The sequence below is a fragment of the Methylobacterium indicum genome (assembly GCF_001043895.1).
Lineage (GTDB): Bacteria > Pseudomonadota > Alphaproteobacteria > Rhizobiales > Beijerinckiaceae > Methylobacterium > Methylobacterium indicum.
Window position 1 is genome coordinate 1 of sequence record NZ_JTHF01000301.1, and the last position, 1,132, is coordinate 1,132.

Genomic DNA, 1,132 nt, shown 5'->3' on the forward strand with positions numbered 1-1,132 from the left:
CGCGTCGAGGCGGGCATCCGCCACCGTGAGCGGCGCTTCGGTCTCGACTACGACAGGGCAGAACGCCTGCTCCCGCGGAGTCTCCGCTGCCAGCGGACCGCAGCGTGCCATGAACCACTGGCGCTCCGGGGTAATTAGTGTGATCGAGGACATGCTGGTGCCGAGCAAGGTCTGCGCGAGTTTCGCCAGCACATCGAACTCGCGCACGGGCGGCGTGTCGAGGAGGGAGGCCTCGGCCAGGGCCTGATAGCGAAGTGCCTCGCGCTGATTATTCAACATAAAACTCGTACCCTCGCCGCCAGAATCGGAAAGTTAAATCTGTCAAAGCTCTAGATGGATCAGATCAGCTAATGACGACCTTCTAGATGGTATGATCAGCCCGCACTCACACGATGGCGTCACATGACGCTGCATTAAAATCTATGCCTAGGCCCACTGCGTGTATGGGCCCGGGCATTCGTCCGATTCCCGGAAGATTCCGAGGCATCTACGATGCAAAATCCAGAGCGTGCGTCAGGCGGCGATTTCGCGGACGAGCCTATCCGCCAGCCCAAACTGAGACGCAAAGCTCAAGGCGGGCATCGGGTGACCGTACAAGTAGCCCTGTAGCTCATCGCAGCCCTTGGCGAGCAGTCGCTCCTGCTGTTCTACGGTTTCTACCCCTTCTGCGATAACTCCGAGCCCGAAGGCCTTCGCCATATGAACTATGGACCGAACGATCGCCGCGTCTTCCCGCGACTGGCCCAGATTGCGTACAAAGGATTGGTCTATTTTCAGCCGAGACAGCGGGTATCGCTTAAGCAGGCTGAGCGAGGCAAACCCCGTCCCAAAATCATCGAACGCGATGCTAACCCCGTCGGCATACAATGTCCGAAGCATTCGCAGGGCGATGTCGTTCTGCTGGATAATTATATTCTCTGTGACCTCAAGCTCGAGATTTGCAGCAGGCAGACCGGTTTGCACCAGGACCGCACGTACCTCCGCAGCAAGATTACCGTTATGCAGCTGCAGCCCAAAAAGGTTCACGCCGATTCGAAAGCCCGGCGCGTCCTGCCGCCAGATGGCGGCTTGGGCGCAAGCGGTCTGCAGCACCCACTGTCCAACTTGGATGGCTAGTGCACTGACTCATTCG

General features: G+C 58.6%; 1 protein-coding gene and 1 pseudogene. Both read right to left on the reverse strand.

Annotation, left to right across the window (positions count from 1 at the left end):
• Positions 1 to 279 (reverse strand): annotated as a pseudogene (locus tag QR78_RS27930) (deubiquitinase); the annotation flags it as partial.
• Between the two features lie 234 nt (positions 280 to 513).
• On the reverse strand, positions 514 to 1,110 hold the full coding sequence (locus QR78_RS27935) for an EAL domain-containing protein (protein ID WP_280137078.1): 597 nt from the start codon (positions 1,108 to 1,110) through the stop codon (positions 514 to 516).
• Positions 1,111 to 1,132 lie beyond the last annotated feature (22 nt).